Source organism: Massilia varians (genome assembly GCF_027923905.1).
In the GTDB taxonomy this organism is placed as follows: Bacteria; Pseudomonadota; Gammaproteobacteria; order Burkholderiales; family Burkholderiaceae_D; genus Telluria; species Telluria varians_B.
This window is the reverse complement of record NZ_AP026966.1, coordinates 2,141,350-2,155,686: the sequence shown is the minus strand read 5'-3', so window position 1 is coordinate 2,155,686 and position 14,337 is coordinate 2,141,350. Positions and strand designations below refer to the sequence as shown.

Sequence of the window (14,337 nt, the reverse complement as noted above, 5' to 3'; positions counted from 1 at the left end):
AAAAGTTCCAGCTATTTTCTTCGCCCCGCATGCGGGGCTCGCCTCAGGCGGCGGGAGCTGCCGCCGCGCGCAGGCTGCGGATCAAGGCATCCGGGTCGGCGTCGACCCGCATCAGGTCGAGGTGTTCGGGCCGCACGAAGCCTTCCGCGCTCTGGTGGCGCACGAAGCCCACCAGGCCGTCCCAGAAGCCGTTCGCATTGAGCAGGCCGATCGGTTTGGCATGGATGCCCAGCTGGGCCCAGGTCAGCATCTCGAACAGCTCTTCCAGCGTGCCCATCCCGCCCGGCATGGCGATGAAGCCGGCGGACAGCTCGGCCATCATGGCCTTGCGTTCGTGCATGTCCTTGACCACGAACAGGCGGGTCAGGCCGGCGTGGCCGACTTCGCGGTCGAGCAGGGCTTTCGGAATCACGCCGGTGGCTTCGCCGCCCAGGCGCAGCACCTCGTCGGCGATCACGCCCATCAGGCCGACCTTGCCGCCGCCGTAGACCAGGCCGATGTTGTGCTCGACCAGCGAGGCCGCCAGGCCGCGTGCGCAATCGGTGTAGATCGGATTGACGCCATGCGAGGCGCCGCAGTAGACGGCCAGGGTTTTCATCGTCGTGGAGCGAAAAAAAGTTACAGGAATTCGGCGCCGGGGCGGGCCTCGGCGGACAGCTTCTTGAGGTATTCCTCGGACAGCTTCTCGAACAGCAGGCGGGTGTCGCCGCGCAGGTAGGGGCCGAGCATGGCCAGCACCTGGTAGCAGCCGCGCGCGAGCGCATCTGCGATGGCCTGCTGCTCGCTGTACTTGCGCGGGTTGCGCACGTATTCATAGGACAGCCAATAGGTCGCCACCACCACCATGTTGGTCGCCATCGCGCCGATCTGCTGGTCGCCCGCTTCCAGCGAGCCTTCGCTGCGCAGGTCTTCGCACAACTGGCGCGCCACCTTGATCTTGTGCGCCAGGATCGCCTTGAAGTGCAGTTCGAGCTTGCGGTTGCGCGACAGCAGGTCGTTCAGGTCACGGTAGAAGAAGCGGTAGCGCCAGATCAGTTCGAACATCAGGTGCAGGTAGAGCCACACGTCCTCCATGTTCGAGCGGCGCCCGGCCGGCACCGTCAGGATGCGTTCGATCTCCGCCTCGAACTGGACGAAGATCGAGTTGACGATGTCGTCCTTGTTTCGGAAGTGATAGTACAGGTTGCCGGGCGAGATGTTCATCTCCTCGGCAATGACCGTCGTCGTGATGTTCGGCTCGCCGAACTCGTTGAACAGCCTGAGCGAGAGCTCGAGGATGCGTTCGCGGGTCCGGCGCGGAGCTTTTTGTTGCATGAAGGGCGAAGTTTGTGATTCCAGCCGCGAGGATAACACCAAATGGTGTTAATGAAACAGCATAGAAAGCCGCTCAGGCGCCTTCTTCTTCCTCGGGTTCGTCACGCTTGTCCACCCGGCGCGTGCGTTTTTTCGGGGCCGCGGCCGCGCTCTGGCGCGCACTGAGCTCCGCCAGCATCATCTCCAGCTCGTCGACGCGGCGGCGCAGCGCCTCGACCTCGCTCGCGGCCGGCACGCCGATGGTGGCCAGGGCGCGCGCCACGCGCTCCTCGAACACCTGTTCCAGCTTGCCCCAGGAGCCGCTGCCGCGGCCGCCCCTGCGCGCGGCCCGCTCGGCGGCGCGCGCCACGGTGCCGCTGGCTTCCTCGACCTCGCGCGCGCGGCTGGCCAGCACGCTGCCGTCGCGCACCAGGCGCGTGAACGAGCGCCCGCCCTCGCCCGCTTCCTGGGCCTTGGCGAAGGCGCCGAGTCCGGCCTGCCAGATCTGCTGGGCCGATGCGCGCACGGCGCGGGCCAGGGCCTCGTCGTCGTCCTCCACGGGAAGTTTCTTGCTCATGATGTTCCTTGCGAATCCGGTGCAGCCCATTCTAGGCAAGCACGCTAGAAACAGGATTCTAAAGGGCGCGGCTGCGCTGCAGCGCCAGCGCCTCGCGCACGCGTTCGCGCAGGCTGCCTGCCGACACCGGCTTGGCGTAATGGGCGTCAACCGCACCGGAGCGCAGCGCCGCGTCGATCTCGGCCAGGTCCTGCTGCCCGGTCAGCATCAGCCGCACGGTGCGCGGGTACAGCGCGGCGACCCGGGCCAGCACCTCGGTGCCGCGCATGCCCGGCATGGCCTGGTCGCACAGGATGACCTCGACCGGCTCGCGCTCGAGCAGGGCCAGGGCGTCTAGGCCGGACGCGGCGCTCAGCACCCGCACCGGTTCGTCGCCGAGCATGTCGGCCAGCACGGCCAGCATGAAGGGGTCGTCGTCGACCAGCAGGACGGCCGGCCGGGCGGCATGCGCCGATGGGGCGGCTGGCAGGAAGGCTTCGAGTTCCGCCACGAAGCTCTCCGGTTCGATCGGCTTGCTGATGTAGCCGTCGAAACCGGCGGCCAGCACCTTCTCGCGGTCGCCGGCCATCGCCAGCGCGGTCACGGCCAGCACCGGCACCCTGGCGAGGGAGGGTTCGGCCTTGAGCGCGGCCAGCACCGCGAAGCCGTCCATGCCGGGCAGGTTGACGTCGCAGGCGACCAGGTCGGGCGGCGCGGCGCGGGCGCAAGCAATGCCGCGCGGGCCGTCGGGTGTAGCGACGGCGCTGTGTCCATAGGCGGTGAGCAGAAACGCCATCAGCTCAAGGTTTGCTGGATTGTCTTCGATGATCAGGATGCGGGCCAAGATCGGCGCTCCAGTGGCGGCGTTGCGCCTACTTTAACACGGCGCCCGTAAATACAGCTAGCCTCGGGTTCGCTTGACCTGTTCCTGTCCCGCCGCCGCACGGCGGGCGCGGGCAATCTCTTCCATCAGCAGGTCGAGCACGCGCGGATTGCGCCCCAGCGCCACGTGGCCGACGCCGCCGACGGCCAGGTTGCGCGCGCCCGGCAGCTCGCTCGAGGTCTGGGGCGCGATGATGTTGTCGTGATGCGAGAAGATCGAGGTGACCAGGGCGCGCCCGGCCGCATCCTCGTTTGCGGCGAGCACGCGCAGCCAGGCGCATTCGGGCGGGTCGGCACGCGCTGCCCGCCGCATCTGCGCCGCATTCAGACCGAGGCCGAAGGCGGCCAGGCAGGTGCCGTGGTGCGGCGTGCCGAGCGTGATCACGCGCGCCACCCGCTTGGCGCCGCAGGCGCGCATCCAGGCGCGCGCCACCAGCCCGCCCATGCTGTGCGCGACGACGATCACCTTGCCGGCGCCGGTGGCGGCAAGCAAGTCCTCCACCGCGCGCTCGACCAGCGGCGCGTAGCCGTCGATGTCGCCGGTGATCGGTTCGAGGTCGACCGAGGCGTGGCTGATGCCGGCGGCGTCGAGGCGCGGCACCAGGTGCGACCAGTAGCCGCTGTTGCAGCCGTAGCCGTGCAAGAGCAGGACCGGCGGCGTGCCCGCCCCCGGATGGATGCGGGTGCGGGCGCTGGCGCGCGGCATGGTCCACGAGGACTGCAGCATGCTGGCGCTGAACTCTTCCAGGATCATGCGCATGCGCGCCGTGAAGCCGAGCCGGTAGTCGCCCGGCGTGGGACTGGCGAAGCGCGCGCTCATGAAGAAGTTGTTGAGGTTGATGGCCAGGCGCACCAGCACCACGCTGCCCAGGCCCAGGGCCAGGGCCTGCCAGCGGCTGGCGCCGAAGACCTGGACCGCGGCCACCCCGATGCCCAGCGCGGCAAGCGCCTGGACGAGCAGCAGCAACTGGAGCAGGCGGCGTGCGCTCATCGCGATTCCTCAGGCCGCGGGCCGGGCCGCCGGCCTGCCGGTCAGGGACGTCGCCAGGCTGCTGGCCAGCTTGGCCGCGAGGGCGTAGATGGTCAGTTGCGGATTGGCGCCGAGCGAGGTCGGGAACAGCGAGCCGTCGTGCACCGACAGGTTGGCCAGGCCGCGGTAGCGGCCGTCTGGCGTGGTGACGCCGAGGCGCTCGTCGCCCGACATCGCGCAGCCGCCCATCACGTGGGCCGACGCCACGCGCGTGCGCTGCAATTCCTGCGGCAGGGCCGCGATGGCGGCCTTCGCCTCGCGCCAGGAGCCGTAGCGGCGCGCCATCTCGTGGGCCGGCTGCACGCTGCTGGCGCCAGCCGCGAACTGGATCTCGGCCATCGTGAGCAGCGCGCGGCGCGCGCCGTCCCACAGGTAGCTGGTCAATGGGTAGTCGAGCTCCGGGCTGCCGTCGCCGCGCAGGCGCACGGCGCCGCCCGGCGCGCCTTCGTGGAAGCCGTCGCGCAGCAGGGCCAGCATGCCATGCAAGTGGGGAAAGTCGCGCATCATGGCGGCGTGCGACTCGCCGAAGCCGTTCATGGTGGTGGCCAACAGCACGGGATGCAGCGGCGGCGCTTCCAGCTTGTAGCCGATCGGACCGTCCATCGGGCCAGCCAGGAAATGGTCGGAGTACACGGTCTGCGGCGCGCCGGCCCAGGCCTCGACGCGCTGCGGGAAGAACGCGGCCGAGATGACGGTCGGGTGCAGGAAGGTGCGCCGGCCCAGCAGCCCGCTGGGGTCGGGGGCCTGCGAGCGCAGCAGCAGCGCGGGCGAATTGATCGCGCCGCCGGCCACCACGACATGGCGCGCGCGCAGGCGCAGCACGCGGCCGGTGGGCAGCACGCCAGGCGCATCCAGGGCCTGGCACAGCAGCTCCTCGATCCGCTCGCCCCCGATGACGAACTGCTGCGCGCGCGCCCGCGTTACCAGGGTGGCCCCGTGGTCCAGCGCGGCCGGGATGCTCGTCACCAGCATCGACTGCTTGGCATTGGTCGGGCAGCCCATGCCGCAGTAGCCGAGGTTCCAGCAGCCGTCGACGTTGCGGCGGATCAGGCCTGTGGGGATGCCGAGCCTGGCGGCGCCGCGGCGCAGGACGGCGTTGTTCTCGTTGGGCGCGCCCGGCCAGTCGGCGATGTGCAGGCGCGCCTCCATCATCGCGAACCAGGGCGCCAGCGCCTCCGGCGTGCTGTCTGCCAGCGCGTAGTAGCGGCGCCACCAGTCGAGGGTGGCGGGCGGGGTGCGAAAGCTCGAGGTCCAGTTGACGACCGTCGAACCGCCCACGGTGCGGCCCTGCAGGATGTTGATGCCCTTGTCCACGGTCTTGCGCGCGGCCGACTCCTGGTACAGCGCGGGATAGGCTTCGGCTTCGCGCATCTTGAAGTCGCGCGAGGATTTTAGGGCGCCCTCTTCCACCACGATCACGGACAGTCCCGAGCGCGCCAGGATCTCGGCGCTGACGCCGCCGCCGGCGCCGCTGCCGACGATGACGACGTCGGCCTCCAGCCTGCGATCCTGGGCCAGTGTCGCGGCGTCGACGATCTTCCAGCCCCTGGCGAGGCCGGCCTGGATTGGGTCCGCGACGATCGGCGTGTTCACGCCAGCTCCTTCATCGGGCCGGGATAGCCGATGGCAGCCCAGTTGGCCGGCTGTGCATACCAGGCGCCGAGCGCCAGGTCGTGCAGCGCGTGGTAGGCGCTGCGCAGCAGGCCAAGGCGGTGCAGGCGCCAGTCCTCCAGCCAAGCGTTCACTGCCTCGATGCGCGCCCCTTCCCAGCCGCCTTGGATGCCGGTCAGCAGGCGGCGCGCGGGCGCCAGCGCGAGCAGGCCGAACAGGTCCTGCACTTCCTTCTGGGTGGCGGGCGGCAGGCCGAGGATGGCCTGGTGGACGCCTTCGACGGTCCTGGTGAGCGCGGCCTCACGACCGGCGCCCTGCGGCAGCGCGCCGGCCAGCAGCGCCGGCACGATCGCGTGCAGGGCGGCGCGCGCTTCGCCATCGAGCGCGAAACGATGCGGCGTGCCGCTGTGCCTGGCCCGATACAGCGCGCCGCCGCCCGCCAGCGCCAGCGCGGCCAGGCCGCCGGCCTTCAGGAAAGTCCGTCGTGATGTCCCCATTGCTGCCTCTTGTGTTTTTCCTAGTGTACGTCAAAGGAAAAGCAGGGCGGGACCGGAAACTAGAGGCCGGCGTCTAGTATTTGCAAAGAATATTTGCACCGCGGGCTCCACAGGCAAATATTCTTTGCACGCTTATGGCTTCGGCGTCCGGTCGATGATCGCGCGCGCGATACCGCGCAGGATGTTGACCTCCTCGGTCTCGAGCCCCGTGCGCGAGAACAGGCGCTTCAGGCGCGGCATCAGCTTCTTCGGGTTGCTGGCGTTGAGGAAGCCGATCGCCACCAGCGCTTCTTCGAGGTGGGCATACATGCCATCGATCTGCGCCACGCTGGCGCAATCGCCGTGGAAGCCCACGCCGCGCTCGTCGACCGTGTCGCCCGTCGCCGCCAGGCGGCATTCGTAGGCCAACACTTGCGCCGCCTGCGACAGGTTGAGCGAGGAATAGTCCGGATTCGAGGGGATGTTGATCAGGACGTTGCACTGCTGGACGATCTCGTTCGGCAGGCCGACCCGCTCGTTGCCGAGAATAAGCGCGGGCCGCAGTTCGTCCTGCCCCGCCCCGTGGGCGGCGAAGGCGCGCGGGGTCCACACCGGCGGCGAGAATTCGCGCAGGCGCGCCGACACGGCGGCGGCGAAATTACAGCCGTCCAGCGCTTCGCCGATGCTGCCGACGATGCGGGCATTGGCCAGCACGTCGCCCGCGCCGCTCGCGAACGCGACCGCCTCGGCATCGTTCAGCGGATCGTCGCAGCGCGGCGACACCAGCACCAGTTCGCCGAAGCCCATCGTCTTCATGGCGCGCGCCACCGAGCCGACATTGCCCGCGCGGCTAGTCTCGACCAGCACGAAACGGAGCCTTTTGAAGAGAGATGTGTTGATTTCGGTCGGGTTCATTTAAAATAGCGCCATCGCGCGGTGCGGGCTGTTGTGATCCGGGACTGGAAAGTCGTGGATTGTAACGGGTTCGGCACCGCTTTGCTCTTTGTCATTCTCTATTCAGCTGACCGTTCACGGCGCTTCAACGCGTGGTGGGCGTTCGCGTTTTTTCCACGGAAAGCCCATGCACCCAATGCTCAATACGGCCGTCAAGGCCGCCCGCCGCGCCGCCACCGTCATCAACCGCGCGTCCTTCGACCTCGATCGCATCACCATTTCTGAAAAAAATCACAACGATTTCGTCACCGACATCGACCAGGCGTCGGAACAGGCGATCGTGGAAACGCTGCTGAAGGCCTACCCGGACCACGCCATCCTGGCGGAAGAGTCGGGTGCGTCGAAGAACCTGAATGACGAGAGCGAAAACGTGTGGATCATCGACCCGATCGACGGCACCACCAACTTCCTGCACGGCTACCCCAACTTCTGCATCTCGATCGCCCTGCAACAGAAAGGCGTGATCACCAACGCCCTGGTGTACGACCCGGTGCGCAACGACCTGTTTACGGCCACCAAGGGCGCCGGCGCCTACCTGAACGACAAGCGCATCCGCGTGAGCAGCAAGGACCGCATCGGCAAGGCCCTGCTGGCCTCGGGCCACGGCCCGGATCCGCGCGCGCTGGCCGAATACCTGCGCATGTACGAAACCGTCGCCTCGCGCTGCCACGGCGTGCGCAGCGGCGGCTCGGCCGCGCTGGAACTGGCCAACGTGGCCGCCGGCCGCATCGACGGCTATTTCGAAAAAGGCCTGAAGGTGTGGGACATCGCGGCCGGCGCCCTGCTCGTGACCGAGGCGGGTGGCATCGTCGGCGAGTTCAACGGCGAGTCGGATTACCTGCACAAGGGCGACATCATCGCCGCCGGTCCGAAGGTGTTCGGCGCCATGGTGCCGCTGCTGGCGGCGTTCGCCTAAGCGGCGCTTAAAGGTCGGCTGCAGCGTTTTCGCGTAGAATACGCCTCGTGGTTCCGGGTGCAGACAGTGCACCCGCTTCAGCGGACGGAAAGTCCCGGTCAGAAACTTTCCATAGAGAAACAAGTCCTCTATAATCCCGGCTGCCAGCGCGCGTCTACCACGCGCGGCAGCGTCCGGCGTTCCCGCGGTTTGTACTGCGTCCCGCCTGCAATGACTAATCCGATTTGCCTGGACCGGCGCTGTGTTGCGCAGGCCCGCTTTTTATAAAGAATCTATGTCATTTTCTACTCTCGGTTTGTCCGATGCGATCGTTCGCGCGGTAACTGAACAAGGCTATACCTCGCCGACCCCGATCCAGGCCCAGGCGATTCCCGCCGTCCTGAACGGCGGCGACCTGCTGGCCGGCGCCCAGACCGGTACCGGCAAGACCGCCGGCTTCACCCTGCCGATCCTGCAACGACTGTCGACCGATGCGGTCGGCAGCGCACTGAAGAGCAAGACTGCCCCGCGCGCCATCCGCGCCCTGGTGCTGACCCCGACCCGCGAACTCGCCGCCCAGGTCGAGGAAAGCGTGCGCCTGTACGGCAAGTACACCAACCTGAATTCGGCCGTGATCTTCGGCGGCGTCGGCATCAACCCGCAGATCAAGCTGCTCAAGCAGGGCGTCGACGTGCTGGTCGCCACGCCGGGCCGCCTGCTCGACCACGCCGGCCAGGGCACCGTCGACCTGTCCAAGATCGAGATCCTGATCCTGGACGAAGCCGACCGCATGCTCGACATGGGCTTCATCCACGACATCCGCAAGGTGCTGGCCATCCTGCCGCCGAAGCGCCAGAACCTGCTGTTCTCGGCCACCTTCTCGGACGACATCAAGGCCCTCGCCGACCGCCTGCTGAACAATCCGCAGTCGATCGAAGTGGCGCGCCGCAACTCGACCGTGGAAGTGATCGCGCAAAAGATCCACCCGGTCGACCGCGACAAGAAGCACCCGATGCTGTCGCACCTGATCAAGGAAAACAGCTGGCACCAGGTGCTGGTGTTTACCCGCACCAAGCACGGCGCCAACAAGCTGGTGGAACAGCTGGGCCGCGACGGCATCGGCGCAATGGCCATCCACGGCAACAAGAGCCAGTCGGCGCGCACCAAGGCGCTGGCCGAGTTCAAGGACGGCAGCCTGCAGGTGCTGGTGGCGACCGACATCGCGGCGCGCGGCATCGACATCGACCAGTTGCCGCACGTGGTGAATTACGACCTGCCGAACGTGCCGGAAGACTACGTGCACCGGATCGGCCGTACCGGCCGTGCCGGCGCGACCGGTGAAGCGGTGTCGCTGGTCTGCGTGGACGAGCACCAGATGCTCAAGGACATCGAGAAGCTGATCAAGCAGACCCTGCCCCGCCACGTGATCCCGGGCTTTGAGCCGGACCCGACGGCGAAAGCACAGCCGATCCAGCTGCGCAGCGGCGCGCCGGGCCACGCTAACCGTGGCGGCGGCCGTCCGGGCGGCAACCGCGGCGGCCAGGGCCAGGCCCGCAGTGCCGGCGCCGGCAACGGCGGCGGCGCCGGCGCTCGCCCGGCAGGCAACCGTCCTGCAGGCGCGAATGGCGGCAACCGCAACGGCAACAGCGCCAGCCGCGGCCCGCGCACCGGTTCCGCACCGCGCCGCGAGCGCTGATCGCAGGGGCAGCCCGCGCTGCCCACCTCGCCTCGCATGAAGGCCGACGTCGACACATCGACGCCGGTCTTTTTTTACCCATTTGAAATGCTTGATCAATCAAGTACTTTACAAGATTCAGGAACAGGCATATATTTGAGCAATCGACTTTATCTCAACAATTAGCCCCTACCATGAACGATACCCTCCCCGCTGCCGATACCGCTGCCGACCTCGACAGCCCCACCAGCGAGTTCTGCCTGCGCATGGCCCGTGCCTGGGCGGCACTGTCGCGACGCCTCGACAGTTCGCTCGGCAGCCTGCATGGCATCAGTTTTGCCGACTACCAATTGCTGCTGAGCTTGCAACGCGCCCCGGGTGGCCGGTTGCGCCGGGTCGACCTGGCCGAGAAACTGGGCCTGACGGCGTCGGGCGTGACCCGCTCGCTGCTGCCGCTGGAAAAGATCGGCCTGGTCGGCCGCCAGAGCGATCCGCGCGACGCCCGTGTCGGCTACGCCATCATCACGCCCACCGGCAGCGAGCTGGTGATGAACGCCGGCGTGGTGGTGCACAACGTCAGCCGCATGCTGCTCGGTGCGCCGTCGCGCGAGCAGATCGCGTCGACCTCGGCCCTGCTGGCCCAGCTGGGCGGCCAGTAAGACGAGGAAGTGCAGGCCGAATCGGCTAGGATAGCGGGATCGCCACTCCCCGCCATGCCGCATGCCGAGATTTGCCGCCAACCTGAGCCTGCTGTTCAACGAGCTCCCCTTCCTCGACCGCTTTGCCGCCGCGCGCGCCGCCGGCTTCGATGCGGTCGAGTTCCAGTTTCCCTATGCCTTCGAAGCGCGGCAGATCGCCGCGCGCCTGCAGCGCTACGGCCTGGAGCTGGTGCTGCACAATTTGCCGGCAGGCGACTGGACCGCGGGCGAGCGCGGCCTGGCCTGCGATCCGCGCCGCAGCGCCGAGTTCCAGGACAGTGTCGGCCTGGCGCTCGACTACGCGCTCGAGCTGGGCGTGCGCCGCCTGCACTGCCTGGCCGGCAGGCTGCCGCCAAACCTCAGCCATGAACGGGCCCACGCCGCCTATGTCGCCAACCTGCGCCATGCGGCGGCGCGCTGCCGGGAACACGGCATCGCCCTGCTGATCGAGCCGATCAACGACCGCGACATCCCCGGCTACTTCCTCACCGGGACGCGCCAGGCGGTGGCCGTCATCGACGAAGTCGGCGCCCCCAACCTGGGCCTGCAATACGACATCTACCACATGCAGCGGATGGAGGGCGAGCTGGCGGAAACGATCCGCCGCCACTTACCCCTGATCCGGCACGTCCAGCTGGCCGACGTGCCGGGCCGCCACCAGCCAGGCACCGGCGAGATCAATTTCCCCTTCCTGTTCCGCCTGCTGGACGGACTCGGCTACGAAGGATGGGTCGGCTGCGAATACCTGCCGCAGGGACACACGCAAGCCTCGTTCGGCTGGCTGGAGGACGAACGCAAGACCTATGCAGCCCGGCTGGACAGGCGTTGAAGCTTCAGGCAGCATCGGTGCTTTCACCCAGCCGAGGAAGCACGATGATCCAGGGATTGCGCACCGTAATTTACCCCGTCACCAACCTGGCGGAGGCCGCCGCCTGGTACGAGCAGGTCCTGGGCAAGGCGCCCTACTTCAGTGAAGTCTTCTACGTCGGCTTCGAGGTGGGCGGTTTCGAGCTGGGCCTGGTTCCCGACGGCCAGCCGGGCAGCGCCGGCGCCACCGCCTACTGGGGCAGCCAGGACATCGAGGCCGAAGTCGCACGCCTGGCGGCCCTGGGCGCCATCGTCGACGCGCCGGTCGAGGATGTCGGCGGCGGCATCCGCGTCGCCACCGTGCGCGATCCCTACGGCAACCTGTTCGGCGTGATCCAGAACCCGCATTTCAACCCCGCCAAAGTCGAATAAGGCCTGCTTCGCGCTTGTGTAAGCTCAGGCAATTGACCGCAAGCAAGACTTCGCTGCGCGGAGTTTGAAACAATGGGGACTTTCGGGCCACTCCCCCAGGCCAGAAAGGATCCCCATGTTGCGACAACTCTCGATCCGCCTGCTCGTCATCCTTCCCGTGGTGTGCGGCCTGCTGCTGGGCGGCTGCGGGACGACCACGGGCGGCCCGGTCAGCCTGCAGGAAGTGCGCGAATTCGCCGATGCCTCGGCCCGCCTGGGAGGCTACGCCGAACTGGCGCGCCGCTACCGCGACACCTACGAGCGCGAACAGCCCTACCTGTCGCCCGCCGCCGACAAGCTGGCGCGCGAGAACGATGCCAAGCGCAAGGCGGTATTCGAAGACTTCATCGCCATCCAGAAGACCCTGGTGCTCTACATGCAGACCCTGAGCCTGCTGGCCGGCGATGCGCGCTACGACCTGTCCGAGCGCATCGACGACCTCGGCAATGGTCTCAAGGCCAATACCGAGTCCGGCCTGCAGCAGCGCCACATCACGGCCTACACCGGCCTGACCCGGCTGCTGACGCGGGTGATCGCCTCCGGCTACCAGAACCGCAGCGTGGAAACCATGGTGCGCGACGGCGACGCCGACGTGCAGACCCTGCTCGATGCTATGATCTCGCTCACCCGCCTCTACTACAAGACCAACGAGAATGAGAAGAAAACGATTCTCGGCATCTTCGATGTCGAGATCCCGTTTTCGACGCGCAATTCGGACCGCATGCTGGTGACGCTCGCCAAGGTGCACTACCTGAACAAGGCCACCGAATACAAGCTGGTCGACCGCCGCTACGAGCTGGCCCTGCAGGGCTTGACCAAGGTGGCCCTCGGGCACCAGAAAATGCGCGAGAACCTCGGCAAGCTGTCGGAAGCGGAAATCCGGCGCCTGCTGGCCACCTACGGACGTGACCTGCGCAGCATCCGCGACGGGCTGTCCGGCGACTGACAGGAGCACACGATGGCTACCACCCCGACCCGTTCCCGCGACGCATCCCCGGCCAATGCCGACGCCGCCGCTTCCGTCGAACAGGCGCCCGCCGCCACGCCTGGCGCCGCCCTGTCCAGCACCGAGAAGATCGTCGAGCTGGCCGACCACCTGTCGGCCTGCGCCGACCAGCTCCACGAGCGGGTGATGAAGGAAATCCGCGGCTACGCCGGCGGCCCGGTGCCCGAACACGTGCAGGCCAGCGCGCGCGCCCTGTTCGACGACGAAGTCCTGCTGCGCCAGCGCGCCAACGGCCTGTACGCCGACGCCGCGGCCCTGATCGTCAAGGGCCTGGGCAAGCCGCAGGCCCAGCTCGTCAAGCTGACCGCCGACGCCGCCGAGAAGATTCGCAAGATCGGCGTCATCGGCGAGGTGACGGGGCTGGTGGGCGGCCTGCTGGGCCTCGCCGCCGCCGCCGCGACCGGCCAGCCCCTGGTCATTCTGGCCGCCTTCGAGAAGGTCGAGAAGCATGGCAAGGCGCTGGATGCGCTCAAGCCGAAGCCCCCGGCCAAGGCAGGCTGAAGCCGGCCGGGCCGGCGCACGTCCTTGCGGCCGCCGTCAGCACATGTGCTGCCCGCCATTGATCGCCAGGTAGGCGCCGGTGACGAAACCCGCCGCGTCCGACACCAGCCAGGACACCATGGCCGCTACTTCGCCGGGCTGGCCCAGCCGGCCGACCGGAATCCGCGGCAGGATGCGCTCGTGCAGCACCTGCGGCGCCACATCGCGCGACGATCGCGTGTCGAGATAGCCCGGCGACACCGTGTTGACGGTAACGCCGTGGCGCGCCGACTCCAGCGCCAGGGCCTTGGTCAGGCCGTGCAGGCCGGCCTTGGCGGCGGCATAGTTGGCCTGGTTCAGCGCCCCCTGCTGTGCGCTGGCGGCGCCGATGTTGACGATGCGCCCCCAGCGCTGCGCGACCATTGTGTCGATCGTATGGCGCGCCATGTTGAAAGCGCCGTCGAGATTGACGCCCATCACCGCATGCCAGTCGTCCAGGCCCATCCTGCACATGCTGCGGTCACGCGCCACGCCGGCATTGTTGACTAGGACGTCGATACGGCCGGCATGCTCGAGCAGGCGCTGGACGGCGCGGCCCGCACCCTCGAAGTCGGCCACGTCGGCCTCGATGGCAATGAATTCCATGCCGTCGCGGCGGTGGCTGGCCATCCACTCGACGTGCTGGTGGCTGGATGGCGAAAAGGTGGCGGCGACGGTGAAACCGTCGAGATGCAGGCGGCGGCACAAGGCCGTGCCGAGTCCGCCCATGCCCCCGGTGACGAGGGCGACACGTTTGCTCATGAAGGATCCCCTGGACTTGGTATACGGCATCCTTCAAGGACAGGCCATGCGGGACTGTCCCCGGGATGCGTTCTACCGAGTGTAGGGACGCGGCTCCGAAGCCTTGTTGACCAGGATCAAGTCAGGCGATCAGCTCCGGGCGGCTGCCGGGATCGAAATCGGCCCAGTCGCCGTCGACGATGTTGCCCTCGGCACGCTCAATGTGGTGGGCGCCGAGCTGGCGCAGCACGTCGACCGCGCGATCGGTCATGCCGGCGTCGTCGAAGGCAACCGCCACCAGCATGCCCGCCTCGCGCGGCGGTACCCGGTTCTCGCTGCTGCCCTCTTCCGATTCGCCACGCTCCTTCATTTTAGAGAAGCTGAACAGCGAGCCGACGTGCCCGCCGACCAGGCCGCCGACGACCACGCCCAGCGGCCCGGTGACAGGCGTGGTGGCGGCGCCGACCACGGCGCCGACCGCACCGCCGGTGGCGACACCCTGCACCACGCCTTCCGGCGTCTCCTTGGCGCCGGGCGACTGCAAATGGTCGCCGCCGATCGGGGTCTGGTCGTGCTGGCCGGGCTGGCTCAGGTAAAACCCGCTGATGCGGCTGTCGTCGAAACCTGCGTCGGCCAGCGCGCGGCGCGCGCGGTCGACCTCATCCTGAAGCTGGAAACGCCCTGCGATAATGGTGGACATGACGATTTCTCCTGGATCCTTGG

General features: G+C 68.0%; 17 protein-coding genes. 7 read left to right on the top strand and 10 right to left on the bottom strand.

The genetic code is table 11. The features are described 5' to 3' along the window. Positions 1–43: 43 nt before the first annotated feature. From MasN3_RS09855 to MasN3_RS09820, 8 genes are all read right to left on the bottom strand, one after another. Positions 44–598 (bottom strand): TIGR00730 family Rossman fold protein, encoded by a 555-nt coding sequence (locus MasN3_RS09855; RefSeq protein ID WP_281913834.1) that lies wholly within the window; start codon positions 596–598, stop codon positions 44–46. Positions 599–618: 20 nt separating this feature from the next. Then, positions 619–1,314: a TetR/AcrR family transcriptional regulator gene (locus MasN3_RS09850; protein ID WP_281913833.1), complete on the bottom strand. Its 696-nt coding sequence runs from the start codon at positions 1,312–1,314 to the stop codon at positions 619–621. A 73-nt stretch (positions 1,315–1,387) separates the two neighbouring features. Next, positions 1,388–1,870 (bottom strand): phasin family protein, encoded by a 483-nt coding sequence (locus MasN3_RS09845; protein ID WP_281913832.1) that lies wholly within the window; start codon positions 1,868–1,870, stop codon positions 1,388–1,390. 58 nt (positions 1,871–1,928) lie between these two features. Further along, positions 1,929–2,693: a response regulator gene (locus MasN3_RS09840; protein ID WP_281913831.1), complete on the bottom strand. Its 765-nt coding sequence runs from the start codon at positions 2,691–2,693 to the stop codon at positions 1,929–1,931. Positions 2,694–2,750: 57 nt separating this feature from the next. Next, on the bottom strand, positions 2,751–3,722 hold the full coding sequence (locus MasN3_RS09835) for an esterase/lipase family protein (RefSeq protein ID WP_281913830.1): 972 nt from the start codon (positions 3,720–3,722) through the stop codon (positions 2,751–2,753). Between the two features lie 9 nt (positions 3,723–3,731). After that, a complete protein-coding gene (locus tag MasN3_RS09830; RefSeq protein WP_281913829.1) occupies positions 3,732–5,354 on the bottom strand; it encodes a GMC family oxidoreductase in 1,623 nt (540 codons plus the stop codon). Continuing rightward, a complete protein-coding gene (locus MasN3_RS09825) occupies positions 5,351–5,869 on the bottom strand; it encodes a twin-arginine translocation signal domain-containing protein (RefSeq protein WP_281913828.1) in 519 nt (172 codons plus the stop codon). The genes MasN3_RS09830 and MasN3_RS09825 overlap by 4 nt, the downstream gene beginning before the upstream one ends. A 132-nt stretch (positions 5,870–6,001) precedes the next feature. After that, positions 6,002–6,763: an RNA methyltransferase gene (locus MasN3_RS09820; RefSeq protein ID WP_281913827.1), complete on the bottom strand. Its 762-nt coding sequence runs from the start codon at positions 6,761–6,763 to the stop codon at positions 6,002–6,004. A gap of 175 nt (positions 6,764–6,938) precedes the next feature. Between MasN3_RS09820 and MasN3_RS09815 the strand changes: the two genes are divergently transcribed. The 7 genes from MasN3_RS09815 (at position 6,939) to MasN3_RS09785 (ending at position 12,855) form a co-directional block, all read left to right on the top strand. Further along, positions 6,939–7,718 carry an inositol monophosphatase family protein gene (locus MasN3_RS09815; protein ID WP_027866095.1) on the top strand — a complete coding sequence of 260 codons (780 nt, stop codon included), beginning with the start codon at positions 6,939–6,941 and terminating at the stop codon, positions 7,716–7,718. A gap of 274 nt (positions 7,719–7,992) precedes the next feature. Continuing rightward, positions 7,993–9,393, top strand: a complete 1,401-nt coding sequence (locus MasN3_RS09810; protein ID WP_281913826.1) for a DEAD/DEAH box helicase — start codon at positions 7,993–7,995, stop codon at positions 9,391–9,393. Positions 9,394–9,566: 173 nt separating this feature from the next. Next, the gene (locus MasN3_RS09805; protein WP_281913825.1) at positions 9,567–10,031 is read left to right on the top strand and encodes a MarR family winged helix-turn-helix transcriptional regulator; all 465 of its coding nucleotides are present in this window, start codon (positions 9,567–9,569) and stop codon (positions 10,029–10,031) included. Positions 10,032–10,092: 61 nt separating this feature from the next. After that, positions 10,093–10,899 (top strand): hydroxypyruvate isomerase, encoded by an 807-nt coding sequence (gene hyi, locus MasN3_RS09800; RefSeq protein WP_281913824.1) that lies wholly within the window; start codon positions 10,093–10,095, stop codon positions 10,897–10,899. Positions 10,900–10,943: 44 nt separating this feature from the next. Next, a complete protein-coding gene (locus MasN3_RS09795) occupies positions 10,944–11,309 on the top strand; it encodes a VOC family protein (RefSeq protein WP_281913823.1) in 366 nt (121 codons plus the stop codon). A 115-nt stretch (positions 11,310–11,424) separates the two neighbouring features. Continuing rightward, entirely contained in the window at positions 11,425–12,294 is an 870-nt protein-coding gene (locus MasN3_RS09790; protein WP_281913821.1) for a hypothetical protein, read from the top strand. Between the two features lie 12 nt (positions 12,295–12,306). Further along, the gene (locus MasN3_RS09785) at positions 12,307–12,855 is read left to right on the top strand and encodes a hypothetical protein (protein ID WP_281913820.1); all 549 of its coding nucleotides are present in this window, start codon (positions 12,307–12,309) and stop codon (positions 12,853–12,855) included. Between the two features lie 36 nt (positions 12,856–12,891). On the opposite strand, the gene MasN3_RS09780 is transcribed toward MasN3_RS09785, so the two are convergent. Both MasN3_RS09780 and MasN3_RS09775 read right to left on the bottom strand, forming a co-directional pair. Then, positions 12,892–13,635 carry a 3-oxoacyl-ACP reductase family protein gene (locus MasN3_RS09780; RefSeq protein ID WP_281913818.1) on the bottom strand — a complete coding sequence of 248 codons (744 nt, stop codon included), beginning with the start codon at positions 13,633–13,635 and terminating at the stop codon, positions 12,892–12,894. A gap of 121 nt (positions 13,636–13,756) precedes the next feature. Beyond that, positions 13,757–14,314 carry a hypothetical protein gene (locus tag MasN3_RS09775; protein ID WP_281913817.1) on the bottom strand — a complete coding sequence of 186 codons (558 nt, stop codon included), beginning with the start codon at positions 14,312–14,314 and terminating at the stop codon, positions 13,757–13,759. Positions 14,315–14,337: the final 23 nt, after the last annotated feature.

Coding starts and splice junctions, on each gene's coding strand:
- MasN3_RS09805 (WP_281913825.1), top strand. CDS start 9,567: ATGAACGATACCCTCCCCGCTGCCGATACCGCTGCCGACCTCGACAGC.
- MasN3_RS09835 (WP_281913830.1), bottom strand. CDS start 3,722: ATGAGCGCACGCCGCCTGCTCCAGTTGCTGCTGCTCGTCCAGGCGCTT.
- hyi (WP_281913824.1), top strand. CDS start 10,093: ATGCCGAGATTTGCCGCCAACCTGAGCCTGCTGTTCAACGAGCTCCCC.
- MasN3_RS09785 (WP_281913820.1), top strand. CDS start 12,307: ATGGCTACCACCCCGACCCGTTCCCGCGACGCATCCCCGGCCAATGCC.
- MasN3_RS09850 (WP_281913833.1), bottom strand. CDS start 1,314: ATGCAACAAAAAGCTCCGCGCCGGACCCGCGAACGCATCCTCGAGCTC.
- MasN3_RS09775 (WP_281913817.1), bottom strand. CDS start 14,314: ATGTCCACCATTATCGCAGGGCGTTTCCAGCTTCAGGATGAGGTCGAC.
- MasN3_RS09815 (WP_027866095.1), top strand. CDS start 6,939: ATGCTCAATACGGCCGTCAAGGCCGCCCGCCGCGCCGCCACCGTCATC.
- MasN3_RS09855 (WP_281913834.1), bottom strand. CDS start 598: ATGAAAACCCTGGCCGTCTACTGCGGCGCCTCGCATGGCGTCAATCCG.
- MasN3_RS09845 (WP_281913832.1), bottom strand. CDS start 1,870: ATGAGCAAGAAACTTCCCGTGGAGGACGACGACGAGGCCCTGGCCCGC.
- MasN3_RS09780 (WP_281913818.1), bottom strand. CDS start 13,635: ATGAGCAAACGTGTCGCCCTCGTCACCGGGGGCATGGGCGGACTCGGC.
- MasN3_RS09820 (WP_281913827.1), bottom strand. CDS start 6,763: ATGAACCCGACCGAAATCAACACATCTCTCTTCAAAAGGCTCCGTTTC.
- MasN3_RS09825 (WP_281913828.1), bottom strand. CDS start 5,869: ATGGGGACATCACGACGGACTTTCCTGAAGGCCGGCGGCCTGGCCGCG.
- MasN3_RS09810 (WP_281913826.1), top strand. CDS start 7,993: ATGTCATTTTCTACTCTCGGTTTGTCCGATGCGATCGTTCGCGCGGTA.
- MasN3_RS09790 (WP_281913821.1), top strand. CDS start 11,425: ATGTTGCGACAACTCTCGATCCGCCTGCTCGTCATCCTTCCCGTGGTG.
- MasN3_RS09795 (WP_281913823.1), top strand. CDS start 10,944: ATGATCCAGGGATTGCGCACCGTAATTTACCCCGTCACCAACCTGGCG.